Origin of the sequence: Pseudomonas sp. S32 (genome assembly GCF_016648095.1) — a bacterium.
GTDB lineage: Bacteria > Pseudomonadota > Gammaproteobacteria > Pseudomonadales > Pseudomonadaceae > Aquipseudomonas > Aquipseudomonas parafulva.
The window spans coordinates 51,000-73,437 of sequence record NZ_JACVVF010000008.1 but is presented as its reverse complement, the minus strand read 5'-3'; the positions used below and the strand labels follow the sequence as shown (position 1 = coordinate 73,437).

Annotated in this window: 21 protein-coding genes; 11 read left to right on the top strand and 10 right to left on the bottom strand. The window is 60.3% G+C overall.

The genetic code is table 11. The annotated features are described in order from the left end of the window. Window positions 1–275: 275 nt before the first annotated feature. Window positions 276–761 (top strand): acyl-CoA thioesterase, encoded by a 486-nt coding sequence (locus IAE38_RS06620; RefSeq protein WP_060480939.1) that lies wholly within the window; start codon window positions 276–278, stop codon window positions 759–761. Here the strand turns inward: IAE38_RS06620 and pdxY are convergent. Further along, the gene (gene pdxY, locus IAE38_RS06615; RefSeq protein ID WP_060480940.1) at window positions 758–1,630 is read right to left on the bottom strand and encodes a pyridoxal kinase PdxY; all 873 of its coding nucleotides are present in this window, start codon (window positions 1,628–1,630) and stop codon (window positions 758–760) included. The genes IAE38_RS06620 and pdxY overlap by 4 nt on opposite strands. A 110-nt stretch (window positions 1,631–1,740) precedes the next feature. Between pdxY and IAE38_RS06610 the strand changes: the two genes are divergently transcribed. Beyond that, window positions 1,741–2,133: a DUF3301 domain-containing protein gene (locus IAE38_RS06610; RefSeq protein ID WP_028632835.1), complete on the top strand. Its 393-nt coding sequence runs from the start codon at window positions 1,741–1,743 to the stop codon at window positions 2,131–2,133. Here IAE38_RS06610 and IAE38_RS06605 read toward each other — a convergent pair whose 3' ends face one another. From IAE38_RS06605 to zigA, 3 genes are read right to left on the bottom strand one after another with little or no spacing between them, the layout of a single operon-like run. Next, entirely contained in the window at window positions 2,134–3,105 is a 972-nt protein-coding gene (locus tag IAE38_RS06605) for a CobW family GTP-binding protein (RefSeq protein ID WP_201216692.1), read from the bottom strand. It abuts the gene before it with no gap. A 40-nt stretch (window positions 3,106–3,145) separates the two neighbouring features. Further along, window positions 3,146–3,772: a DUF1826 domain-containing protein gene (locus IAE38_RS06600; protein WP_201162562.1), complete on the bottom strand. Its 627-nt coding sequence runs from the start codon at window positions 3,770–3,772 to the stop codon at window positions 3,146–3,148. Continuing rightward, on the bottom strand, window positions 3,769–4,977 hold the full coding sequence (zigA, locus tag IAE38_RS06595) for a zinc metallochaperone GTPase ZigA (protein ID WP_201216690.1): 1,209 nt from the start codon (window positions 4,975–4,977) through the stop codon (window positions 3,769–3,771). Before zigA ends, IAE38_RS06600 begins: the two co-directional genes overlap by 4 nt. A gap of 113 nt (window positions 4,978–5,090) precedes the next feature. On the opposite strand from zigA, the gene IAE38_RS06590 reads away from it, so the two are divergent. Further along, window positions 5,091–5,471 carry a glutamine synthetase gene (locus tag IAE38_RS06590; RefSeq protein ID WP_201162638.1) on the top strand — a complete coding sequence of 127 codons (381 nt, stop codon included), beginning with the start codon at window positions 5,091–5,093 and terminating at the stop codon, window positions 5,469–5,471. Between the two features lie 24 nt (window positions 5,472–5,495). Further along, window positions 5,496–6,401, top strand: a complete 906-nt coding sequence (gene folE2, locus IAE38_RS06585) for a GTP cyclohydrolase FolE2 (protein ID WP_201216688.1) — start codon at window positions 5,496–5,498, stop codon at window positions 6,399–6,401. Here folE2 and IAE38_RS06580 read toward each other — a convergent pair. Next, window positions 6,385–6,912 (bottom strand): DUF3617 domain-containing protein, encoded by a 528-nt coding sequence (locus tag IAE38_RS06580; protein ID WP_201162557.1) that lies wholly within the window; start codon window positions 6,910–6,912, stop codon window positions 6,385–6,387. The genes folE2 and IAE38_RS06580 overlap by 17 nt on opposite strands. 130 nt (window positions 6,913–7,042) lie before the next feature. On the opposite strand from IAE38_RS06580, the gene cls reads away from it, so the two are divergent. Further along, window positions 7,043–8,482: a cardiolipin synthase gene (cls, locus tag IAE38_RS06575; protein ID WP_201216686.1), complete on the top strand. Its 1,440-nt coding sequence runs from the start codon at window positions 7,043–7,045 to the stop codon at window positions 8,480–8,482. A 62-nt stretch (window positions 8,483–8,544) separates the two neighbouring features. Here the strand turns inward: cls and cfaB are convergent, their stop codons facing one another. From cfaB to IAE38_RS06550, 5 genes are all read right to left on the bottom strand, one after another. Continuing rightward, window positions 8,545–9,729: a C17 cyclopropane fatty acid synthase CfaB gene (cfaB, locus tag IAE38_RS06570; protein WP_201216685.1), complete on the bottom strand. Its 1,185-nt coding sequence runs from the start codon at window positions 9,727–9,729 to the stop codon at window positions 8,545–8,547. A 120-nt stretch (window positions 9,730–9,849) separates the two neighbouring features. Next, window positions 9,850–11,901 carry a TonB-dependent receptor gene (locus IAE38_RS06565; protein ID WP_201216683.1) on the bottom strand — a complete coding sequence of 684 codons (2,052 nt, stop codon included), beginning with the start codon at window positions 11,899–11,901 and terminating at the stop codon, window positions 9,850–9,852. A 175-nt stretch (window positions 11,902–12,076) separates the two neighbouring features. Beyond that, the gene (locus IAE38_RS06560; protein ID WP_201216681.1) at window positions 12,077–13,396 is read right to left on the bottom strand and encodes an aspartate aminotransferase family protein; all 1,320 of its coding nucleotides are present in this window, start codon (window positions 13,394–13,396) and stop codon (window positions 12,077–12,079) included. Beyond that, on the bottom strand, window positions 13,393–14,460 hold the full coding sequence (locus IAE38_RS06555) for a phosphotransferase (RefSeq protein WP_201216679.1): 1,068 nt from the start codon (window positions 14,458–14,460) through the stop codon (window positions 13,393–13,395). Before IAE38_RS06555 ends, IAE38_RS06560 begins: the two co-directional genes overlap by 4 nt. 57 nt (window positions 14,461–14,517) lie before the next feature. Further along, window positions 14,518–15,549 carry an ABC transporter substrate-binding protein gene (locus IAE38_RS06550; RefSeq protein ID WP_028632823.1) on the bottom strand — a complete coding sequence of 344 codons (1,032 nt, stop codon included), beginning with the start codon at window positions 15,547–15,549 and terminating at the stop codon, window positions 14,518–14,520. 186 nt (window positions 15,550–15,735) lie between these two features. Between IAE38_RS06550 and IAE38_RS06545 the strand changes: the two genes are divergently transcribed. The 6 genes from IAE38_RS06545 (at window position 15,736) to IAE38_RS06520 (ending at window position 22,424) form a co-directional block, all read left to right on the top strand. Beyond that, a complete protein-coding gene (locus IAE38_RS06545; protein WP_201162544.1) occupies window positions 15,736–16,470 on the top strand; it encodes an SDR family NAD(P)-dependent oxidoreductase in 735 nt (244 codons plus the stop codon). A gap of 67 nt (window positions 16,471–16,537) precedes the next feature. Next, complete coding sequence (locus IAE38_RS06540) at window positions 16,538–17,206, top strand: GntR family transcriptional regulator (RefSeq protein ID WP_060480952.1); 669 nt, start codon at window positions 16,538–16,540, stop codon at window positions 17,204–17,206. A gap of 182 nt (window positions 17,207–17,388) precedes the next feature. Further along, entirely contained in the window at window positions 17,389–18,228 is an 840-nt protein-coding gene (locus IAE38_RS06535) for an alpha/beta hydrolase (protein WP_201162543.1), read from the top strand. Between the two features lie 111 nt (window positions 18,229–18,339). Continuing rightward, window positions 18,340–18,837, top strand: a complete 498-nt coding sequence (locus IAE38_RS06530; RefSeq protein WP_201216677.1) for an RNA polymerase sigma factor — start codon at window positions 18,340–18,342, stop codon at window positions 18,835–18,837. An 88-nt stretch (window positions 18,838–18,925) separates the two neighbouring features. Next, a complete protein-coding gene (locus IAE38_RS06525) occupies window positions 18,926–19,891 on the top strand; it encodes a FecR family protein (RefSeq protein WP_201162541.1) in 966 nt (321 codons plus the stop codon). Window positions 19,892–20,003: 112 nt separating this feature from the next. After that, complete coding sequence (locus IAE38_RS06520) at window positions 20,004–22,424, top strand: TonB-dependent siderophore receptor (protein WP_201216674.1); 2,421 nt, start codon at window positions 20,004–20,006, stop codon at window positions 22,422–22,424. Window positions 22,425–22,438 lie beyond the last annotated feature (14 nt).

Here is a 22,438-nt window from a genome sequence, read left to right as displayed (position 1 = left end):
CAAGCCAAGCAAGCAGTACAGACTGTATTGAACACTGGAAGGCCCGTGTTTCACGGGTGTACTCAGGTTAACATTGCACCCAGGCGCAAAATGCCAGTGCAATATGATGAAACAGATCGGCCGGGAAACCGCCGCCGATGGCAGTATCGGCGTGACGCCCGCGCGCCCACCGACGTCCCGTATTGGCCTGGCAACTCAACGAGAGGGGAACTGCAATGCCTGAAGATAACGCCCCCCATTTGCCCGATTCAGCGCAACCACACCGTGAGCACACTATGGAACCTGGAAACGCCCAGCTGAGCATGACTGTCCTGATGACCCCGGACATGGCCAACTTTTCTGGCAACGTACATGGCGGCACCCTGCTCAAGTACCTCGACGAGGTGGCCTATGCATGCGCCAGCCGCTATGCCGGCTCCTATGTGGTGACCCTGTCGGTCGACCAGGTGATATTCCGCGAGCCCGTGCACGTGGGCGAGCTGGTGACCTTCCTGGCGTCGGTGAACTACACCGGCAACACGTCCATGGAAGTAGGCATCAAGGTGGTGACCGAGAACATCCGCGAGCGCTCGGTACGCCATTCCAACAGCTGCTTCTTCACAATGGTGGCCGTGGATGACAACCGCAGGCCGGTGTCGGTCCCGCCGCGCCAGCCGCAAACCAGCGAAGAAAAGCGCCGCTTCCTGCAAGGCCAGCAGCGCCGTGAGATTCGCCAGGAACTGGAAAAGCGCTACCAGAACCTGAAAACCGACGCGACCTAGAACGCCAGCGGCTGCGCCTCGAAGCGTACCCGGGGGTGAGCGATGCGATCCTGGGCACGCACCAGCTGCAGTTCGTAGCTGGCGCATGCCTGGGTTTCCAGCAGCACCTCGTGCACGGCCGCTGCGGCGAATTCGAAGGCCTGCTCCCAACTGTCGCCCAGCAGTACCCGGGCCAGAAAAAGGCCAGAGGTAAGGTCGCCAACCCCTACCGGCTGACGCGGGAACGCCAGCAAAGGCCTGCGCAGGTGCCAGCTGTGCTCGGCGGTTACCAGCAGCATTTCGAAGTGGTCTTCGCCACGCCCCGGGTAGGCCAGGTGCTTGACCAGCACTACCTTGGGCCCACGTTGCAACAGGCTGCGTGCCATGCCAACACAATCCTGCAGGGACTGCGCGCGGCGCCCGCAGAAGCTGTCCAGCTCCAACTGGTTGGGGCACAGGATATCTGCCTTGCCAACGGCTTCTTGCAGCAGGAATTGGCTGACTTCCTGCGGCACGCTGCAGCCCTTCTCCGGGTGCCCCATCACCGGGTCGCACACATACAGTGCTTTGGGGTTTACCGCCTTGATGCGCGCCACACCGGCCAGAATCGCCCTGCCCTGTTCGGCACTACCCAGGTAACCGGACAATACCGCGTCACAGTGGCCCAACTCCCCGATATTGGAAATGCCTTCCACCAACGCAGGAATTTGCGCAGGGGCGAGCACTTCGCCGGCCCACTGGCCATACTGTGTGTGGTTGGAGAACTGCACGGTATTGAGCGGCCAGACATTGACCCCGATACGCTGCATGGGAAACACCGCAGCGCTGTTGCCGGCGTGGCCGAACACCACATGGGACTGAATGGCGAGCAGGTGCGGAGTACGTTTCATGCAGGGGTTCCAAAGCGGTTTCAAGACTGCGCAGTATGAACTCGATTGCCACCTGTACGACAGGCCAGGGACGCAGTTAAGCTGGATCTACCTGTTTGGAGCATACGCAAATGTTGACCCTGGAGAACCTCTTCCTGCTGATGCTGGTGGCCACGGCAGGCGCCTGGCTGTGGCACAACCACGGCTTGCGCGAAAAAGCCCTGGAACGGGTCAAGCAGCATTGCGCCAAGCTGGACCTGGAGTTGCTGGACGATGCGGTCGCCCTCAAGCGCATCGCCTTCGTGCGCGATGCCAAGGGCCGCAAACGGCTGGCGCGCATCTATGGGTTCGAATTCACCGTGACCGGCGAGCAGCGCCACCCAGGGACCGTGACCCAGTTCGGCGCGCACAGCGTGCAAATTGAGCTGGCGCCCTACCCGTTCGAAATCAAGACGCCGCCGCGCACCGATAACGTCATCGAAATGCAGCAGTGGCGCCAGCAGCATAACCGCTGGCATAACTGATCAGCTGACCCGGCACGCAGCGAACACGGCCTGAAGCGACGCCTCAGGTTGCGGTTCATCGAAAATCAGCTCGATACGACTATCGGTGCGCCAATCGCTGGGTTGCCAGGCTGGGACACTGCCATCCAGCCCATTGAAAGACTGCCAACCAGCCGCAGTGTGGATAACCCCCTTCGCTCGCCGCCACGGCAGGCGCTCCAGCGCGGCTGCGATTGCTTGTGGATAAAACTGCTGGCTCGGGTGCCAACGCCAGCCAATGCTCCAGCCGCCTTCCCCCTGCTGCGTCATGGACAGTGGCAGTGTAGGATCCGCCCAGACGACCAGGGGCCTGCCGTGCAGATTGTCGACAATCTGGTTATCCACAGGTGACTGTTGGATAACGCCGCTACTGCGCAGTGGAAGGTTTGTCAGAGGCAGGCGTCCCTGCTCCACCCAAGCAAGCTTAACTGTTGATAATTCTTTATTTATCAACAGCTTAGTATTTTCATCCACAGTGTCTGACTTGTTGATTACCAGTAGCTCGCAAGCTGCCAGAGCACGCCTTTGTGCATCCGAAAGTAGATCATCCACCAGCAGATAGCGAGCATCGACCACCATGATCAAAGGCTGCACCGTCAACACATTCTGCCAAGGTTCGTTTTTCAGCTGATCGAGCAACTGCAACGGGTGCCCCAACCCGGAAGGCTCGATGAACAGCCTGTCGGGCTTGGCCTTACGCAGAAGACGACCCAAACCAACCTGGAAAGGCACACCACTCACGCAACACACGCAACCGCCAGCCACTTCGCCTATCGCAACGCCATCCTCGTCGCGGGCCAGCAAAGCGGCGTCCAGGCCCACCAAGCCGAATTCGTTCACCAGCACTGCCCAGCGCTCGCTCGCAGGCCGTTGTGCCAGCAAGTGGCGGATCAGGGTGGTCTTGCCGGCCCCCAGGGGGCCTGCAATCACATGGGTGGGGATATCGTGGAGCATGGCTGATCTATGGCTGGCTGGGGTAGCCCACTATGCGCCGTCACGCCAGCCAGTCAAGGCTGAGCAGCAGGCGGCGCTGTGGCCCGGCAGGTGATCGGTGCACAAGCCCCGCCCCCTCATTGCCCTGCCACTTCTCACCTTTGAGCAATGCCACCTCACCCGCATGCAACCGCTTGATGCTGTGCAGATCAACCGCAGCTGTGGATAAGTCTTCTCGTGTGTTGGTGTCACTATCCAGCCATTCACTCCCCGGCCCTGAGTAGGTACACAGCAGCCTCACAGGCACGTTATCCACATGGAAGCGTGGGCACATTGGCCCTTCAAGCACGCGAATGCGCAGCCCTACCCGGCGAGCGCCCAGCAGGCAGGTGAAGGCCTCGACCAACCATGTCACGTCAGCGACGAAGGCCCCGTAACCCTCCACGTCGGCGGCCTCCGCCAACAGGTCGCCAAGTACCGGCGCCCTGTGCTCATCCACCTCGATCACGCGCTGGTCTGCCAGTGATGGGCCAAGGCCCACCACGACTGCGGCGAAGTCCTCCAACTGCGGCGGCAGATGCCTGCGCCACACAGACATGTTCACACCGTCCTGCAGCACATCCGCCAGTATCTGAGGAGAATCGCCGAATGCCTGGCGGATATCCACAAGCTGAAGGGCCTGATTCATGCGGCGGCCTGCTCTAGCCATGGCCCAAACGGGTCATCCAGCCGCAGCCAGCCCATCGGGCCGAGTTCCATCTCCTCATCGGTGAGCAAGCAAGCATCCAGCGCTGTGGATAATTCATCGAAATCGATGTTTTGCCCTATAAACACCAGCTCTTGCCGGCAGTCGCCGGTGTCAGGCGTCCAGTGCTTGAGAATGGCAGCGGTGTTATCCACATCCTCTGGCCACTGATCCTTCGGTACGAATCGCCACCATCGCCCTGCCAAGCCATGGCGCATCATGCCGCCCGCCTGTGACCAGCTGCCGGCCTCCTGATATTTACTGGCCAGCCAGAAGAAGCCTTTCGAGCGCAATAGGCGCCCATTGGTCCAAGGGGTGTGGATAAAGTCGAAGAAGCGCTGTGGATGAAGCGGGCGCCGCGCCTGCCATGTGCTGGCGGCGATACCGTATTCCTCGGTTTCAGGCACGTGCTCGCCGCGCAGTTCCTGCAGCCAGCCCGGCGCCTGCGCTGCCTCGTCAAAATCGAACAGGCCGGTGTCGAGAATCCTGGCCAATGGGACTTGGCCCATGACCATAGGCACAATCTGCGCCCGGGCGTTGAGGCTACGCAGAATCGCGATGAGTTCTTCCCGTTCTGCCTGGCTGATCAGGTCGATCTTGCTCAGCAACAATACGTCGGCAAACTCCACCTGCTCGATGAGCAGGTCGGTAATCGAGCGCTCGTCTTCCTCGCCTAATGTTTCGCCACGGCTGGCCAGGCTATCGGCAGCTTGATAATCACCCATGAAATTCAGGCCATCGACAACGGTGACCATGGTATCCAGCCGCGCCAGGTCTGACAGGCTGCGCCCCTGCTCGTCCCGGAAGGTGAAGGTTTCTGCAACGGGTAGCGGCTCTGAAATACCCGTCGACTCGATAAGCAGGTAATCGAAGCGGCCTTCTTCAGCCAGCCGCGCAACCTCCTCCAGCAGGTCTTCGCGCAAGGTGCAGCAGATACAACCGTTGCTCATTTCCACCAGCTTTTCTTCGGCACGGTTCAAGCTGACGTTGCGCTGCACCTCGCTGGCATCAATGTTGATTTCACTCATGTCGTTGACGATGACCGCCACCCGAAGGTTGTCGCGGTTACGCAGTACATGGTTGAGCAACGTGCTTTTGCCGGCCCCCAGAAAGCCGGAGAGCACGGTGACGGGAAGGCGATCGGACATGGCAAACCTCTACAGGCAGAAGCATTCGAAACGATGCATTGCACAATGTTATAAAGTAACAATACAATTTCGCCAAGCTGTTCCTGACAAACGAGAGCTCGCCAGTGCCCCAGATGACCGTGCAACGCATCCTCATGCTGCTGATGCTCGCCTTGCCCTGCAGTGCGTTGGCGATACCTCCCAGCCCTACACTCGCCCTTTGCACACGCAGTGCCACGCTGCTGGCCTGCCAGGACCGCGCCGGCGGCTACTACAGCGTGCGAACGGAGGGCAGCACGTTTTATTTACGTGGCTACGACGTGCAGAGCAGGCGCCTATGGGCACAGACCAATAGCCGTTACGGCAGCCTGACTTTCTTCACAGGCCTGGCAAGCAATGGGGAAGCGTGGGTTGGATACAGCCGCAGGGTGGGCTGGACCACGTTGAACAGGGTATCCAGTTCAAGCGGCCAGCGTTTCAACCTGCACTGCAGCCTGATCGGCGGATGCCGCTGAAAACACTACTTTCTGGAATACCCAATGACTCAGCTGAAGCTACCCGATATCGCCGCACAGAACCTGGACCACTCCCAGCCGTTGGATTGGGTAGGCATGTGCGGCATCGCTTTGCCCATCGCCTTCGAAGGGCGTACGGCAGCTGCAAAGATCGACGCGGGAGTAAGCCTGGTGGATGGCAGCTCCAGAGGCATTCACATGTCGCGGCTTTACCTGGCGCTGGAATCTCTGGAGCAGGTGCCGTTGACGCCCGTCGCCCTACGACGTTTGCTGGCCGACTTCCTCACGAGCCATGAGGGGCTTTCATCCGCGAGTTACATCCGCCTACGCTTCGAGCATTTGCTGAAAAGATCTGCACTGGTTAGCCCGCTGGCTGGCTGGAAGAGCTACGAAGTAGAGGTGAATGCGCGTATCGAAAACGAAATGTTCCACGTGGAACTATCCGTGTCAGTCCCCTACTCGTCCACCTGCCCATGCTCGGCGGCGTTGGCCAGACAACTCATCCAGCAGCAGTTCCAAGCCACATTCACGGCTGAGCACGTGGACCGGGAAGCGGTACTGAGGTGGCTGGGCACGGCAGAGGGCATCGTTGCAACCCCCCATAGCCAAAGAAGCCTGGCCAAGATTCAAGTCAGGCTGCGGAGTAACCAGGCGACGTTACCCATCACCGAGCTGATCGATCAGGTGGAGACCAGCCTGGGTACTGCCGTGCAAACAGCGGTAAAGCGTGCTGATGAGCAAGCGTTCGCATTGGCCAATGGCCAAAACCTGATGTTCTGCGAAGACGCCGCACGGAGGCTGCATGAAACATTGAAGCAGGCGCCGTGGAGCAGCGCGTTCAAGGTACGCGTGGAGCATGCAGAAAGCCTGCATGCCCACGACGCTGTGGCGACAAGCCAGTGGGGCTGGGAGGTCAGGTGCGAGGCTTGACCGCGCCGCAATCGTTGCCCAGCCATACAGCGCGGGTATTCATGCTGCCCTGCTGCTGCACCCCTGAGGCATTAAAGGTACCGTTCACCTGCGTGGTGAATTCCCTGTCACTGAGGAAGGTGGCCTGACCGCTGCCTTGGGCTTTGGGGCAGCTGAACTGAAATTTCCAGACGTTGCCCGAGCGGTCGGTGATTTTCTGCGTGCAGCCGGACTTGGGGTCCTGCAAGGGGATGTCGTTGGTTGCCACTTGCTGCGGGGTCAGGCAAGAGCGCACCCCTTTACCGCCCACGGTAACGCCCTGTTTGGCCAACACACCTTCCATCATTGCCCGTTGCTCGGGTGGCAGGTTTTTCAACTGGCTGAGCATGAATTCCATATCGGGTAGCGGTTTACCGTCCACCTGCATGTTGCTGGTGGTCAACTCCCACAAACCCGGTTGCAGCATCTGGGCCTGCGCACCGGCACTGCTCAAACCAAGGGCCAACGCCAACAGCGGCAGACGAATCTTCATGGACAAACGCTCCTGAAAAAGCCGGACGACCCGGACAATATCCCGCTTAGACGCTAAAAATAAGCGGTTGTTGCAGGCGAACCCGGAACGTGTTCTGTTACCTAAGGTGTATTCAATAAGCAGGATGCATATGGATTACCACAGCCCCTACTTCTTCGGTTACCTCTTGGGTGTTGTTCACCTGTTGGGGATCGTTGCCGCGCTGCACGCGCTGTTTACCGTGCGCACTGCCCAAGGTGCGATCGCCTGGGCGATGCCGCTGTTTTTCATCCCGTACTTCACGTTGATCCCTTACCTGATATTCGGTGCCCGCTCGTTCTACGCCTACATCAAGGCCAGGCGCCAGGCCAATCAGGAGATGCATGTGGCAATGGCCAGCCTGAACTGGCGACCGTGGGTTGAAGAAGCGCTAGCTGCCCGCGCCTCGGCCAGCTATGCCGCGCTAAGGGCGATGCCCAAGCTCAGCCGCATGCCATGCCTGGCCAATAACCAGGTGGAGTTGCTGATTGATGGCAAGCAAACCTTCGATGCGATCTTCGAAGCCATCGAGAAGGCCAAGGAAGTCGTACTGGTACAGTTCTTCATCATCCACAACGACGCCTTGGGTAAAGCGTTGCAAGCGCTGTTGCTGCGCAAGGCTGCCGATGGCGTGAAGGTGTTCGTGCTGTACGACCGGGTAGGCAGCCACGCTTTGCCGGCGAGTTACAGCCAGCGGTTGCGCGAAGGTGGTGTACAGATCCATGCCTTTGCCACACGTCGAGGCTGGTTCAACCGCTTGCAGGTCAACTTCCGCAACCATCGCAAGATCGTCGTGGTGGACGGCGTGGTGGGCTTCATCGGCGGGCACAACGTCGGTGACGAATACCTGGGGGCCGACCCCAAGCTGTCACCCTGGCGGGATACGCACGTACGCATCAGCGGGCCCGTGCTGGCCTGCCTGCAGGAATCGTTTGCCGAAGACTGGTACTGGGCCACCCGCCAGCTACCGCCGTTGATTCTGCTGGATACCTACCCCGATAACGGCGTGCTCTGCCAGGCCCTTGCCAGCGGCCCGGCCGACTCGCAGGAGACCTGCGCGCTGTTCTTCCTGGAAGCGATCCACTCCGCCACCCGGCGGGTCTGGATCACCAGCCCCTACTTCGTACCCGACGAGGCGGTGTTCGCCGCGCTGCGCCTGGCGGTGTTGCGGGGTGTGGACGTGCGGGTACTGATCCCGTCCCGCCCGGACCACCGTGTGGTCTACGCGGCCTCCAGCCTGTTCGCGTTCGAAGCAGTGCGCGCGGGTGTGCGCATGTTCCGTTATCAGCCGGGGTTTCTGCATCAGAAAGTAGTGCTGGTGGATGACGAGATCAGCGCGATAGGCAGCGCCAACCTGGACAACCGTTCGTTCCGCCTTAATTTTGAAATTACCTTGCTGACCGTGGACCGTGACTTCGCCGACAAGGTCGAGCAGATGCTCAATGACGACTTTGCACAAGCACGGGAGATCACCGCCGAAGACAGCCGGACCACTCACCGGGTGCAGCAGTTGGGCATGCGCATTGCGCGCCTGATTTCACCCGTTCTGTAAGCGCCATACACAACCAGGGCGACCCTGCCATTTCGGTCGGGGTCGCCCGGTTTGGACTGTAGTCAGCGATACAGGTGTTCGCGGGTCCAGGGCAGGTCGTGGTGCCCATCTGCGTAGGGCTTCACTGCCAGTATCTGGTGCAGGTTGATCCAGTCCTTTTCGAAGGCATAGGCACAACCTGCCAGGTACAGCCGCCAGATACGCAGGGTTTTTTCCGGGACCAACGCAGCGGCATTGTGCAGCTGGTTTTCCAGGTTCTCGCTCCAGTGGTGCAAGGTCTTGGCGTAGTGCATGCGCAAGCTCTCGACATCCACCACCTCAAGCCCCGCTTCGCACACGCTGGCCGTAATCATCGACAAGTGCGGCAGCTCCCCATGGGGGAATACGTAGCGGTCGATGAACTCACCCGCCCCCCGTCCTACAGGCCGACCATCCACATGCTTGGCCGTGATGCCATGGTTCATTACCAGGCCGCCTTCACGTACCGCATTGAATAGCGTCTGGGAATACAACGGCAAGTTGGCGTGCCCCACGTGCTCGAACATGCCCACACTCACGACCTTGTCGAAGCGACCGTCCTGAGGTAAATCCCGGTAATCCAGAATCTGCAGGTCGACCTGGTCGCCCAGGCCCTCGTCCTCCACGCGCTGCCGCCCAAGTTTGAGCTGCTCTTTGCTCAAGGTTATGCCGAATACCTTCGCGCCGTACTCCCGCGCCGCGAAGCGGGCCAGGCCACCCCAGCCGCAGCCGACATCCAGCAGATATTCACCTGCACCCAGGCGCAGCTTGCGGCAGATATGGTCGAACTTGTCCTGCTGGGCCTGCTGCAACGTGTTGTCCGGCTCACGGAAATAGGCACAGGAATACACCATGTCCGGGTCCAGCCACAGCGCGTAGAACGCGTTGGAAACATCGTAGTGGTAGGAGATCGCCTCGGCGTCGGTATCCTTGTCGTGGGCCAGCCGCTGGGGAATACGCTCATCCTCACCACCCAGCAAGGCTTCACTGAGCTCGTCACACACCCGGATGGCTTCGGCAATGTCGCCCTCCAGTTCGAGCTTGCCTTCGACGAAGGCAGTACCCAGCTCATTCATGCTTGGATGCGTCAGCTGAGTAATCAGCTGTGGCTCCTTGACCAGGATAGTCACCTGAGGGCTGGGCCCAAGGTCAAAGTAGTTGCCGTCCCACAGCTTGAGGCGCAATGGCAGATGCAGATGCTGCAATGCCGGTGGAAGTTGAGCAAACATGAAGCACCCTCCCGTCCCCTGTGCAGGGGAAGACCCATGTCATTTCGAAAGCCACCGGCATAGCGTAGTTCATTGGCAGGAAGTTTCTGTTAAACGAAGGGCGTAGGTGAGCACTGGCGCCTAAAGCTTCATGTTGAGCGACACGAATGCAGAGCGGCCCGGTGCAGGGGAGAACATGGCCTGGTCATCACCGCCCCAGAAGAAATTGTCGTACCAGACATACTCGTACTGGCGGTCAAACAGGTTTTTCACCTGCAGGTCGACGCTGGTGGCAGGCGTTATGCGATAGCTGACGCTGGCATCTGCAACCACGAAGCCACCGTATTTGCCCTGCTCGTTCAGCTCATCGATGTAGTAGCTGCCCTGGGCCCGCCCTTGCACGCCGAACTTCCAGTCATCGTTATAGCGGTAGTCCACGCCCACATTGCTGATGTAACGGGGGGTAGAGAACACTTCATTGCCAGACAGCGACTGGCCGGACGCAGAGTAGGCCTTCACCACCTTTGCCTCCTGAATGGCGTGAGAAGCCCAGACCGTCCACTGTTCATCCAGTTGCGCGGTGATCTGCATGTCTACCCCCCGCCGGCGCGTTTCACCCAACCCTACGGTAGTGCCCGTACTCGGCATGTTGGCCACTTCGTCGGTGGCATCCTGTTGCCAAAGTGCAACCCGGGCCTGGGCGCCTTCGAATGGGCGGAACTTGATACCGACTTCCTTGCCGGTGTTGATCGAAGGGTCGTAAGAAGCCTGGCCTGGCGTCATATAAGCGGGCGGGGTAGAGCCCGTCAGAATCTGGAAGGTGCGCCCCCAGTTGGCGTACAGGTCGATATCGGGGGTAAGGCTGTAGATCACGCTGAGCTTGGGTTGGCGGATCCAGCCGTAGTCCTGCAAGGGCGCTTTTGCGCCCCCGAGCAGCTCGGTGTTGCCAGAGAACTTGTCCACGCGCATGGCCGGGATGATCTTCAGTGACTCGGTTGGCTGGATCACAGCCTGCACATAGCCGCCGATATTGCGCAGGGTATAGCTGTCGTCATTCTGCACCCGGGCCGGCTTTACATCGAAATCGGTAGGGATACCGAAGCTGTAGCGCAGGCGCCTGTAAGTGTTGTCCTGCTCTTCGTAATTGATGCCGCCATCGAGGGTGAGCAGGTCGTTGATGCGCCAGGTGAGGTTGTTGAGCACCCCGGTTTGCTGCTCGTCCCACTGCCGGCGCTGGCGCGGCGCATTGCCTGGCCGATAGTCTGTAAAGGTGATGGTGCGATCGTCGTTGTAGCTGTTGAAGTACAGCTTGCTGCTCAGGTTGAGGTCGTCGTTGATCTGCCAGTCGGCGTGCAGGCTGAGGTGCTTCATGTCCCGGTCATCGCCATCGTTGGCATTTTTTTCGGGCGACTGGGTACGGCTGGCGTGCATCTGTTCGCGGGTCAGAAAACCCGGCTCTTCAGCCTGGTGATGGTACAGCCGTGCAATCAGCCCAATGCGGAAGTTCTGTTCATCATTGCTGACGAACCACTTACCGCCCAGTGCGTACTTGTTGGACTGGCTGTGGTCGCGGTAACCGTCACTGTCCTGCTTGGCGAGTATGTAGTTCTGGGCAACGTTGCCTTCTTCGTGCCCGACCGCCAGCTGTATTTCGCGGGTGTCGAAGCTGCCGTAGGTAACCCGGCTATCAACGTAGTTGCCACCCTGGCGGGTGGCGAAGTTGATGTTGCCGGCAATGTTGTGCAGGCCGTAACGCGGGTCGTTGGTACCGCGCACCACTTCGATGTAGTCGATATCCAGCGGGAAGATCATGTCGATGAAGCGCTGGTTGCCGCTGTTCACGTTGCTGGGAATGCCGTCGATGAGGGTCTTGATGCCGTTGATGTAGCCCTCGCCATTGAATGCACGGAACGTGACCTTGCCAGACTCGGCGCCCTGCCCCGTTTCCGTGAGCTGAATACCAGGCATCTGGCCCAGCAACTGCCAGCTGTTCATGACGTTCTTTTCCTGCACCTGGTCGCCACCCAGCACATCCACCGAGGTGAGTACATGTTCGGTGCTCAGCGCCACCCCCGCATTTTGGGTGATGTTCACCTCGCCAAGGGTGATGGTCGAGTTGCCGATCTGGTCGGCGAACAGTTCAGGGGAGAACATCACCGTGAACATGGCGAGGGAGGCCGGGGTGAATCGCATGGGAGCTCCTGGGCTGCAAAGATGAAAGTGCGGGCGGCGCAGGTCTGGGCCTGCTTTAGCGGCAAACGTTATATCATAACTAATAATGACTGTAATGAGCCTGATATTGGCCGAGCACATGCGCCCCGTAAGGGGCTCCCAGAATGCTCTCTTCATCAGTTCAAAGCAGCTAACGTCAGCCGATATCCGCCATGGCCGTGTCCACCGCCTCAATCAACATGTCTGCATGGTCTTTGGTATAGGTCAGCAGCGGTCTGATCTTGAGCACGTTTTCCAGTGGCCCTGAGGCACTGATCAGCACACCCTTTTCCCGCATGCTGTTAACCACCTTCCGAGCCTGCTCGGCTGCCGGCTGCCGGGTAACGCGGTCGGTCACCAACTCGACACCCAGGAACATCCCCGCGCCGCGCACGTCGCCCATGCACGCATGCCGCTGCGCAAGCCGGGACAACCCCTCAAGCAGGTAGCCGCCAATAGCGTGCGACTGCTGCTGCAGGTTCTGCTCCTGAATAACATCCAGCACCGCCTTACCCGCCGCGCACGACACCGGGTTGCCCCCAAAGGTGTTGAAATAGCGCATGTGCCTGCCAAAGCAATCGACCACCTCACTGCGCCCCACCAGGCCAGCAATGGGTTGCCCGTTGCCCATGGGCTTGCCCAGCGTGACCATATCCGGCTGCACGCCATGGCGCATGAAGCCCCACATGTCCAACCCGGTGCGAGCGAAGCCTGGCTGAACTTCGTCGGCGATATACAGCAAGCCTTCGGCCTGGGCCGCTGCAATGCCCGCGGCCATGAAGCCCGCGGGCCCAACCAGTACACCGTCACTGGAGAAAATGCCATCCATCACGATGGCGGCAGGGCGTATGCCGTGTGCTTGCATGTCCTGGATGGCTGCCTTTATGTCGGCTTCAAACAACGCGGAAACGTTGTCAGCACCCAGCCGGTAGGCATCCGGCGCCCTGACGGTGCGCACATGGCTGGGCAACATCATACCGCGACCCAGCGAGGGCGACAGCTCGGCCACATCGCCGGTAACACCGTGATAGGCAAACTGGGTGATGATGATGCCGGTACCGCCGGTATAGTGCCTGGCCATGCGCAGTGCCAGGTCGTTCGCTTCACTGCCGGTACAGGTGAACATTACCCGGTCCAAGTCACTCGGGAAGGTCCCCAGCAGCTGCTCGGCGTAGTCGAGAATGCCCTCCTGCAAATAGCGTGTATGGGTGTTGAGCTGCTGGGCCTGGCGATGCATTGCCTCCACCACGCGCGGGTGGCAGTGCCCAATTGATGCAACGTTGTTGTAGGCATCCAGGTAGCGACGGCCCTGTTCATCGAACAGCCACACGCCCTCGCCTCGCACCGTGTGCAGCGGCCGTTCGTAGAACAACCTGTAGGCAGGGCCCAGCAAGCGTTCACGACGTTCTACAAGGCGCCGCTCCTGCTCCGTGAGCCGCGCCGCATCGTCTGGGGTGAAGCCATTGACAATGCTCATGCCCTGCCCTCCCGGCTGCAGGCCGCCAGTATTCGGTTTTCGATCTCCGCCCGCGGCAGGGCCGCGATCGATGCAAGGTTCGCCCAAGCACGCTGGGAGTTACGGTGGATATAGGCGCGGTTTTCCGGGTGCAGCTGCGCACGCCATGAATTTATGCACAGGGCCGATGCCAGCCGGGTGCGCAGCAGCTCAGGCAGCAGTTGCAGCTCTTCGCGGGCAAGCGGGTTGTGCTGATGATACGCGGCAATGACATCCAGCGCCGGCGCCAGGGCGTCGCCATCGTGGCCAAGATGGTACGAAGCCGCCACAGCCACTTCATTGATCAGGGGCGCGTGGACCATGTCTCCGAAGTCGAGGATGTTGCGCAATATATCCGGGTTGTCAGCATCCACGATGATGTTGTGGGGGTTCATGTCGTTGTGGATAACTTGCCTGCGCAGCCCAGCCATCGTCGGCACCACCCGTGCTTCGAACTGATCCAGGCTCTGCTCCACCAGCGCGCGACCTTGCCCCGGTTCGAGATGGGCAAGCAGGGGCCGCAGGTGCGCCGCGTGTTGCATGTCCCAGAGCAACGTGTGGCGGGCAGCCGGGTGATCGAAACCTTCCAGCGCAACATCCAGGCGGGCGAGAGACGCCCCCAACGACCGACGAAACGTTTGGGTAGTGCGGCCTACCCGGTGCAGTTGCATACCGTCGACGAATGACAGAAGCCGGGCCAGCATGCGTTGACCGTTGGCTTCGACGCGCACGAAGTGCTCCCCGGCCAGTGAGGTGTGTACGCGCTGCACAGGCAAGGCAGGGTCACGCAAGGCGATGCAGCGCATTGCCTGATTATGAAAATCGACAACGTCAGGGTTTTCCAGCGGATGGGAAAGCTTCAGCAAGCGGGATGCCCCGTCAGGCAGTAGCACCCGAAAATTCAGGTCTCTTTCACCGCCAAGTTTTTCGAGCGTGCCGCTTAAGCCGAAGTGCCGATGCAGCACCTCGCCCGCCTGGGCATCACTGACGTGCGCCGGGGCGACTTCCAGCAAGCTGTCATCGATTGCGAAATTTTCGAGCGGCATAACCCTACCCCTTATCTGGCGCGAAACCGGCGCCCGCCCCGCAGGCGCCATCATGCATTACTTGTTGACCCAGGCGTTGAAGCGCTCTTCCAGGTCTTCGCCATGGTCGATCCAGAACTCGGCATCCGTAGCCCGGGCGTTCTTGAGGTTGTCTGGCGCGGTTGGCAATTTGTCGCCGACTTTTCTGTCTACCAGCTCTACCGCATGCCTGTTGCTTGGCCCGTAGGGAATGGCTTCGACGAAATGCTTCTGTTGCACAGGTTCACTTGCAAAGGCAATGAACGTTTCTGCCAGGGCTTTTTTCGGGCTGCCTTTCACAATTGCCCAGTGGTCCAGGTCGTACAGGCTGCCGTTCCACTGCATGGCAAATGACTGGCCCTCGTCCTGGGCCGACGTCACCCGGCCGTTGTAGGCCGAGGTCATTACCACATCACCGGATACCAACCATTGCAGAGGCTGTGCACCGGAATCCCACCACTGGATATTGGGCTTAATCTGGTCCAGCTTCTTGAACGCGCGCTGCACACCGGCTTCCGTTCCCAGCACCTGGTACAGGTCCTTCAGGGGGACCCCATCGGCAATCAGGGCAAATTCCAAGGTGAACTTGGCACCCCGGCGCAGGCCGCGCTTGCCCGGGTACTTCTTCACATCCCAGAAGTCGGCCCAGCCCTGGGGCGCCGAGGCGACTTTTTTGGGGTCGAATGTGAGGACAGTCGACCAGATGAAAATACCCACCCCACAATCGCTTACCGCAGCGGGGATGAAGTCTTCTTTCTTGCCTATCCGCCCCCAATCCAAAGGCTCGAACAGGCCTTCACTGCACCCGCGAATCAGCTCGGGCGACTCCACTTCCACCACATCCCAGCTGGTTTTGCCGGTATCGGCCATGACTTTGATCTTGGCCATTTCGCCGTTGTAGTCATCTGCCGTAATGGGGGTGGCGTACTGTGCGGTGAAGGGTTGGTAGAAGGCCTTTTCCTGGGCCTGGCGGTTATTCCCGCCAAAGGACACCACGGTTAGCCTCTCAGCGGCGCTGAGGGGGCCTGCGAGTGTTCCAAGTATCAGTACCGCTGCGATTTTCTTGTTCATGCGTCTCTCCAGGTGAGCTACGAGGTCGTGGGCAGCTTCAAGGGATGGCAGTTTTTTTGTAGTGGCAGCAAACAGATCAGGCAGTGCGCCTCCCAGTGGAGGGCGAGTCATTTAACCACAATCAAAATATGATGCATCATATTTTTACGCTATGCTCTTCCCACTCATCACCGAAAGGACGCCACCATGACCGAACCCCGCACCTTGTTACTCACCGGCGCCAGCCGCGGCATCGGCCACGCGACGGTTAAGCACTTCAACGCGGCTGGCTGGCGAGTCTTCACCGCCTCTCGCCAGGACCTTGGCGAAGGCTGCCCATGGGCTGAAGGCCTCGCAAACCACATTCACCTCGACCTGGGCAACATCGAGGACGTCCAGGCCAGGCTGCCGGAGATCCGCGAAAAACTGGGTGGCCGCCTGGACGCGTTGGTGAACAACGCCGGCATTTCACCCAAGGGCGAGCACGGCGAGCGCCTGGGTGTGCTGGAGTCCGACTACACCACCTGGCTGAACGTGTTCAACGTCAACCTGTTCTCCACCGCCCTGCTCGCCCGCGGGCTGTTCGAGGAACTGAAGGCTGCAAAGGGTTCGGTCATCAACGTCACCTCCATCGCAGGCTCCCGGGTACACCCCTTTGCAGGCGTTGCCTATGCCTGTTCCAAGGCGGCGCTGTCTGCACTCACCCGTGAAATGGCCCATGATTTCGGCCAGCACGGCGTAAGGGTCAACGCCATAGCACCCGGTGAAATCGACACGTCGATCCTGTCTGCAGGCACCGAGCTGATCGTTGAGCGTTCGATCCCGATGAAGCGCATGGGTAAACCGGAGGAAGTCGCAGCGCTGGTGCATTTCCTGTGTACCCACGGGGCGTCTTACGTGAACGGTGCAGAAATACATGTGAATGGTGGGCAACATGTTTGAGTTATTCGATAATCTGCCGTGGAAGGTTCCCCTCCGCCGCCGGTCCTGTGCCGTACACGAGTAAGCAATGAACTACCCCATCGAGAACCTGAAACACTCCTACTTGGGCAGCGGCATCTATGGCCTGTTACGCGAGGCGTTGATTACCGGTCGCTTCCAGCCCAACGACAGGCTGCGTATTCGCGACCTGGCCGAGCAACTGGGCACCAGCGTTACGCCGGTACGGGATGCGATTCTGCAACTGGCCAAGGAGCAGGCGCTGGTTCTCAAAACGCCCAGGGACATCCGCGTCCCGATGCTGACCTCCAAGCAGTTTCTGGAAATCCGCCGTATCCGCCTTTCCCTCGAAGGCCTGGCGGCCGAAACAGCAGCCGCGCACGTGACAACGCCACAGCTCGAACGGCTCGAAAGCTGTATCGAGGACAACCTGGCTGCGATCCAGGCCAACCACCTGGCGGCCGCACTTACCCACAACCATGAATTCCACTATGCGCTCACCGAAATAGCCGACATGCCGATGCTGTCCAGCCTGCTGGATGGCCTGTGGATGCGCACAGGGCCGTTGATTGCGCGGGCGTATGGCAGCTTCAATGAACGCATGGCCATCGACCATCACTGGGAAGTGCTGGCGGCGCTAAAGAACAAGGACGGGGCTGCCGCCCGGGAGGCGATCTGTGCGGATATTCTGGATGGGAGCCAGAAGATGCTGGAGTATGTGCAGCTTGAGCATGATTGATGGAAAGGTTTGCATGATGGCACAACCACGAAAACAGCCTTTCAACCCATCGCCTGACGCAACGTGCCTTAGCTTCAGAAAATCTGGCACCTGAGCCGTCTTACTAGTACCCCTTCAGTCCACACCTTGTAGGCAGGGGCAAACGAGCACTTCCCCCCATACTCGGAATCGCGCCCGAAGCCATGTCTCGACGCCTCTTCACTCTGCTGGTGCTTTACCTGTTCGCTACCGCCTCGCTCGGCCACGCCGACCCCGTCACACTGGACGGTACCGAACAATGGCAGATGCAAAGCGCCACTGGCCGTACGTATCGCATCATGATCAGCCTGCCCGAAGGCAATGTGCCCTACACCGGGGGCTACCCGGTGATCTACCTGCTCGACGGCAATGCCTACTTTCCCACCTTTCATGCTGCCAAACGGGCGCAAGCAAACTTACGCGGCGCTATCCTGGTTGCCATCGGCTATCCGAGCGATACGCCGCTGGACTTTACGCGCAGAGCCTTCGACCTGACGCCCCCCGCGCCGCCAGAACGCAATAACCCGCCCCAGGGTGGGCAGGACCTTTTTCTTGATTTCATCGAGCAACGGCTCATGCCCAAGGTGGCCGAACGCTTCAAGGTCGACCCCGACCAACGCAGCCTGGTCGGGCACTCGTTCGGCGGCATGCTCGGTATCTACGCGCTTTTCACCCGGCCCACGCTGTTCCAGCACGTGGTCGCGGTGAGCCCAAGCCTCTGGTGGCGCGACCAGCACTTGCTGGCGCCCGAGCGGGCCTTCACCCAACGTGCATTGGCAGGGCAACTCCTGCTGACCCAAACCAGCCTGAGCATCGTCATGGGCGAGCGTGACTCCGTGCAGATGATCGACCACGCTCAAGCCTTGTCCTACCGATTGCAGGCGTTATCCGCCACAGGGCTGCGCACAGGTTTTCGGGTCGAAGCCGGTGAAGACCATACCTCGGTGCCGTTTCGCATTCCTAACCAGGTACTTGGCGAGTTGATGAGCAACCGCCGTTATTAAGGGATTCGCCAACTATCGGAAGGGGGCGGCTGGGCCCTGCCACATAAGCGTAAATGATTCTCTTTTGTGCTATTTTCCTGCGTCTGCTCCCCGCGTAACAAGGCCGCTTTCATGTCCGGTTCAGATCTCAAAGCGTTGTACCTCGCCCATCGCGGCGAAATCCAGGACTACCTGGACCGCCGCTTGCGCTGTAAGGAAACCGCCGCCGATCTGACCCAGGACACCTTCATCCGCTTGTCCGAGCAGATGACCCGTACCCCCATCGGCAACTTCCGGGCCTACCTGTTTTCCGCTGCACGCAACCTGTTCATCGATCACACGCGGCGCCAGTCACACCGCAACGCCAAGCCGTTGGACGAGCAGGCTGCGGCGATCTCCGAGCCTGCCACCCCAACCCTTGAGCAGGCTGCAATTGCCCACCAGCAACTGGCCGCGCTGAGCGCGGTAATTGCCAACATGCCAGCCCCATGCCGCGAAGTGTTTCTGCTGGTACGCGTAGAGGGCTTGACCTACGCCGAAATCAGCCAGCGCCTGGGCATTCCTGCGCAAACCGCCTACAGCCGCATGGTGCGTGCGCTGGACCTGCTGAAAAGCGGAATGACCGAATGAGCATCTCGCCCTCCCAAGCTGCAGGCGCGCATCGCCGCGTTGCATTACACTCTGCCGCCCGTGCCTACCGCAGCCCATTGCCATCCCTATGAGCGCCGAACCACCCCAGGCTCCACCGCTGCATGCCGATGACATCAGTCACGAGGCAAGCCGTTGGTTCGCTCTGATACACGGCGGCGAGCCCACCGACACCGAGCGCGAGCGCCTGGGCGCCTGGCTTGATGCCGACCCCCGGCACCGCATCGCCTACGTTCAGCTCGAACAGCTATGGGCAGCGACCGCGCAACTCCAGCCACCCGTGCCACCGGTGCCCAAGCCAGCTGCGACGCTGTCACGGCGACGCTTTGTAGGCATGGGCATCGCCGCCAGCGCGGTGGCCGTCACAGCGCCGACTTCGGTATGGTGGTTTACCGGCGGGGGCTCGTTGTTTGCCGACGTTCGCAGCGGCATTGGCGAGCGCCGTAACCTCGCGCTGCCCGATGGTTCGACAGTGGAGTTGGCTGGCAACACCGCGTTGAACCTGGATTTCTCCGCCGGCAAGCGCTCGGTAGAGCTGTTACAGGGCGAAGCCTATTTTGCCGTGCAACCCAGCGCCAGCGGTGAGTTCAAGGTCAACACACCCTACGGCCAGGTGTTGGCCGCTGACGGCGAGTTCTGTTTGTCCTGCGACCCCTCGTCAGCGCTTCTGGCGGTCAGCCGAAAAACGGCCAGTGTAGTCACCGCCAACCAGCGCACGGACATTGGTGAAGGGTTGTCGCTGCGTTTCACTGATGACAACACAGGGCCCATCCAGCACGCTGAGCTGGAACAGATGCTCGCCTGGCGTAGCGGGCGCCTGGTGTTCTTCGATAAACCGTTGGCCAGTGTGGTCGAGCAATTGCAGCGCTGGCGCCATGGCCGCATCTTCATCATGGATGAGCAACTGGGAACGCGGCGGGTGAGCCTGATTCTCAACCTCGACAAACCCGAGCAGATGCTTGACGCCATGACCACTGCGCTGGCAATACGCACCCAGCGTTATACCGACCTGGTCACGCTGATCTACCCGGCCTGATCGCACCTTCGCAAAAATAACTCACCGAGCCTCCAGAAATAGCGCGCGGTCATGCGTCTTCGCCTGAGTGATTGGTATTCGCATTCTGCGCCCTACTCGAGGAACACCCGCAATGGCCCTGCACCACTCCCCCTTTTTCCGACCCGATGGCCGCTGGCAGCGCAGCGCTTTGAGCACGGCACTGGCATGCAGCCTGCTTGTGGGTACGGCGCATGCGCAGGGTACCAAGACACCGGCGGCCGCTACGGCGATGCAAAAGCTGGCAGTAGACATTCCGGCCCAACCGCTGCGCCAGGCACTGCTGGAATTCAGCCAGCAGTCGGGCCAGAACATCATGCTCGATGGCAACCTCGACGCTACGCTGCGCAGCCCACGCGTGGTGGGCCGGTATTCAGTCGAAGAAGCCCTGAGCCAGTTGCTGCAAGGCAGCGGCTACAACTTCTCACGCACCGACGCGGTGACCTTGTACCTGGTGCCGACTCAGGCCTCGAGCGCAGGCAACCAAGTCATGCTGGCCCCTACACAAATACAGCAACAGCTAGCCGGCAGCATCAGCCCGTCGCGTAGCTACCGGGGCGAAGCCGCTTCCAGCACCACCCGCCTGGGCCTGACCGATAAACAAACGCCGCAAGCCATCACGGTGGTGACCCGCGAGCAGATCGACGACTTCAAGCTCAACAGCGTCAAGGATGCGCTGCGTAACGCGCCCTCGGTCACCGTCGAGCAGTTCGAGACTGACCGTACAGCGTTCACCTCGCGCGGCTTCAAGATTGAGAACTTCGAGTTCGACGGCATGAGCCTGCCGTTCTCCGGCGGTGTGCTGGTCGGCGATCAGGACATGACCGAATTCGAACAGGTGGATGTGCTACACGGCGCCAATGGCCTGATGAGCGGCACGGGGGACCCGTCGGCTACGGTCAACTTGGTGCGCAAACGCCCTACTGACACTTTTCAGGCCCGTGTCGACTCAAGCATCGGTTCCTGGGACAACCGTCGATTGGCCCTGGACCTCTCCGGCCCGCTAACCGAAAGCGGCAATGTACGCGGGCGCTTCGTCACATCCCATGACAAAGGCAACTCCTACCTCGACCAATACGGCCACGAGGTCAACGTCGCCGCCGGCCTGCTGGCCATCGACCTGACCGACGCCGACACCCTGACGGTGGGTTTCACCCAGCAGAACAGCTATTCCAACGGCAGCACCTGGGGCGCCCTGCCAATCGCGGACTACGCGGGCAATCGCATCCATTACGGCAGCCGCAGCTCCAGCGTTGGGCAACCCTGGACCTACTGGGACGTACACACGCAGCGCGCATTCGCCGAGCTAACCCATGCCTTCGATAACGGTTGGAACAGCACGCTGACCTTGACCGGGATGAAGCAGGACTCCGATACCAAGATGCTCTATGCCATCCCGTTCACGCCGGACAGTGTGCTTGCCTATGTCAATCGCACCACGAGCACCGAGCATCAGGTGACCGGCGAAGCGAAGCTGTCCGGGCCTTTCGCGTTTCTAGGGCGTGAGCACGAGTTGACCGTCGGCGCCAACTATGGCCGCACCCATCATAATGAGCGCGGCCACTACTTCAGCCAGGCCGGCTACATAACCGCCAGCCTCGCCGATGCCCTGGCCGGAAACGTGGTGCAGCCAGCATTCGACTACACCGACGACGTCAACACCCAGCTGTTCACCGACCGGCAAAAGAGCCTGTTCGCCGGCGCACGCTTCAGCGTGGCCGATGACCTGCACTGGATAGCCGGCGCACGCATGCTTAGCGCAGATGGCGACGGCGCAGGCTACGGCTCGCCCCACGACACCCGCGTGCATGGCAAGGTCACGCCCTATACCGGCCTGGTCTACGACCTGACGCCACAATGGAGCCTGTACACCAGCTGGACCAAAATCTTCAAACCGCAGTACGTGCGCAGCACTAGCGGCGGTGTGGTCGAGCCACTCGATGGCAAAAGCCTGGAAATCGGGCTGAAAGGGTTGCTATTGGATGATCGCCTGACGTTGACGGCGGCGGCTTTCAAGACCGAGCAGGACAACGTGGCGGAGCTGACCGGCGAGATCGTGGGTGGTCAGTACCTGTACCGTGGCACCAACTTCAAGAGCCGCGGGGTGGAGTTGGGCGTTTCGGGTGAAGTGCTGACGGGTCTGGATTTGTCAGGCGGCTACACCTATGTGGATATCGAGAACGACGAAGGCGAACATGCCCGCAAATACATTCCTACCCATTCACTGCGCGGGAGCCTGACCTATCGCCTGCCGGCGCTGCCGAAGGCCAAAGTGGGCACGCGAGTTCAGTGGCAGAGTGGAACCGAGCTGGATACCAACAGCAGGGTTAACCAAGCGGCGTATGCGCTGGTGGACCTGATGGCGAGTTACGAGGTGGATGAGCATTGGAGTCTGGGTTTGAACTTGAATAACGTGACAGACCGGAAGTACCTGTTGTCGTTGTATCAGTCGGCAGGCTCTACGAACTATGGCGCGCCGCGGAATTTGATGGCGACCGTGAGCTGGAAATACTGAAGTATCCGCGAAGG

What these genes read in the sequence shown, in the direction of transcription:
- IAE38_RS06620 (WP_060480939.1), top strand. Translation starts at nt 276, where the DNA reads ATGGAACCTGGAAACGCCCAGCTGAGCATGACTGTCCTGATGACCCCG.
- pdxY (WP_060480940.1), bottom strand. Translation starts at nt 1,630, where the DNA reads ATGAAACGTACTCCGCACCTGCTCGCCATTCAGTCCCATGTGGTGTTC.
- IAE38_RS06610 (WP_028632835.1), top strand. Translation starts at nt 1,741, where the DNA reads ATGTTGACCCTGGAGAACCTCTTCCTGCTGATGCTGGTGGCCACGGCA.
- IAE38_RS06605 (WP_201216692.1), bottom strand. Translation starts at nt 3,105, where the DNA reads ATGCTCCACGATATCCCCACCCATGTGATTGCAGGCCCCCTGGGGGCC.
- IAE38_RS06600 (WP_201162562.1), bottom strand. Translation starts at nt 3,772, where the DNA reads ATGAATCAGGCCCTTCAGCTTGTGGATATCCGCCAGGCATTCGGCGAT.
- zigA (WP_201216690.1), bottom strand. Translation starts at nt 4,977, where the DNA reads ATGTCCGATCGCCTTCCCGTCACCGTGCTCTCCGGCTTTCTGGGGGCC.
- IAE38_RS06590 (WP_201162638.1), top strand. Translation starts at nt 5,091, where the DNA reads ATGACCGTGCAACGCATCCTCATGCTGCTGATGCTCGCCTTGCCCTGC.
- folE2 (WP_201216688.1), top strand. Translation starts at nt 5,496, where the DNA reads ATGACTCAGCTGAAGCTACCCGATATCGCCGCACAGAACCTGGACCAC.
- IAE38_RS06580 (WP_201162557.1), bottom strand. Translation starts at nt 6,912, where the DNA reads ATGAAGATTCGTCTGCCGCTGTTGGCGTTGGCCCTTGGTTTGAGCAGT.
- cls (WP_201216686.1), top strand. Translation starts at nt 7,043, where the DNA reads ATGGATTACCACAGCCCCTACTTCTTCGGTTACCTCTTGGGTGTTGTT.
- cfaB (WP_201216685.1), bottom strand. Translation starts at nt 9,729, where the DNA reads ATGTTTGCTCAACTTCCACCGGCATTGCAGCATCTGCATCTGCCATTG.
- IAE38_RS06565 (WP_201216683.1), bottom strand. Translation starts at nt 11,901, where the DNA reads ATGCGATTCACCCCGGCCTCCCTCGCCATGTTCACGGTGATGTTCTCC.
- IAE38_RS06560 (WP_201216681.1), bottom strand. Translation starts at nt 13,396, where the DNA reads ATGAGCATTGTCAATGGCTTCACCCCAGACGATGCGGCGCGGCTCACG.
- IAE38_RS06555 (WP_201216679.1), bottom strand. Translation starts at nt 14,460, where the DNA reads ATGCCGCTCGAAAATTTCGCAATCGATGACAGCTTGCTGGAAGTCGCC.
- IAE38_RS06550 (WP_028632823.1), bottom strand. Translation starts at nt 15,549, where the DNA reads ATGAACAAGAAAATCGCAGCGGTACTGATACTTGGAACACTCGCAGGC.
- IAE38_RS06545 (WP_201162544.1), top strand. Translation starts at nt 15,736, where the DNA reads ATGACCGAACCCCGCACCTTGTTACTCACCGGCGCCAGCCGCGGCATC.
- IAE38_RS06540 (WP_060480952.1), top strand. Translation starts at nt 16,538, where the DNA reads ATGAACTACCCCATCGAGAACCTGAAACACTCCTACTTGGGCAGCGGC.
- IAE38_RS06535 (WP_201162543.1), top strand. Translation starts at nt 17,389, where the DNA reads ATGTCTCGACGCCTCTTCACTCTGCTGGTGCTTTACCTGTTCGCTACC.
- IAE38_RS06530 (WP_201216677.1), top strand. Translation starts at nt 18,340, where the DNA reads ATGTCCGGTTCAGATCTCAAAGCGTTGTACCTCGCCCATCGCGGCGAA.
- IAE38_RS06525 (WP_201162541.1), top strand. Translation starts at nt 18,926, where the DNA reads ATGAGCGCCGAACCACCCCAGGCTCCACCGCTGCATGCCGATGACATC.
- IAE38_RS06520 (WP_201216674.1), top strand. Translation starts at nt 20,004, where the DNA reads ATGGCCCTGCACCACTCCCCCTTTTTCCGACCCGATGGCCGCTGGCAG.